Annotated in this window: 1 protein-coding gene; it reads left to right on the forward strand. The window is 41.6% G+C overall.

Translation table 11 applies throughout. From position 1 onward, the window contains the following. Positions 1-640, forward strand: a 640-nt coding sequence (locus CVN76_RS01820; RefSeq protein WP_100530160.1) for a LysR family transcriptional regulator, incomplete at both ends; no start/stop codon positions are given.

A 640-nucleotide genomic window follows, 5' to 3' on the forward strand; every position in this document is an offset into this window, starting at 1 on the left:
ATCGGCAAGAATTAAGACGCTTGAGGGGGAACTCGATACAGAACTATTCGAAAGGCAAGGGAGGGGAATCATTTTAACCGAAAAAGGGAAAGCCTTCATTCCATTTGCGGAGCAAATCATCCGCACATTCCAACAGGGGAAAAAGCAGCTGAAGGCAGGAAGTGATTTGGAGGAAATAACGATTGGGGCCAATATCATTACATCGCAATACTTTATTCCGTTCGCGCTTCCTCTTTGGAAAGAGAAAAACCCAGATTTACGCTTTAAATTCATATCGGCAACAAATGAGGAATTAATGGATAAATTGCTTCTGAAACAGGTTGATATAGCCTTCATGAAGGATGTTGCACATAGTGGGCTGCAAAATCATAAGACGCTTGATAATTCGATTCGATTAGTCGTATATCCGGGACATCCTTTTCAAATTCAAACCGAGCTTTCTGTGCAGACATTAGCAATGGAGCCGCTCGTGTTTTTTGAGTGCGGTGCATTTGACTGGAATCAGGTTCATAAAATATTTGAAGTCTCTAACGTGGAGCCGCGGTTTGAATTTCAGGTTAATCACCTAGAAGTGGCGAAATCATTGATTGTTAGCGGAAGCTGTATCGGTTTTTTGCCGTATTTATGCATTAAAAAGGAG

The organism is Bacillus sp. mrc49 (genome assembly GCF_002803435.1).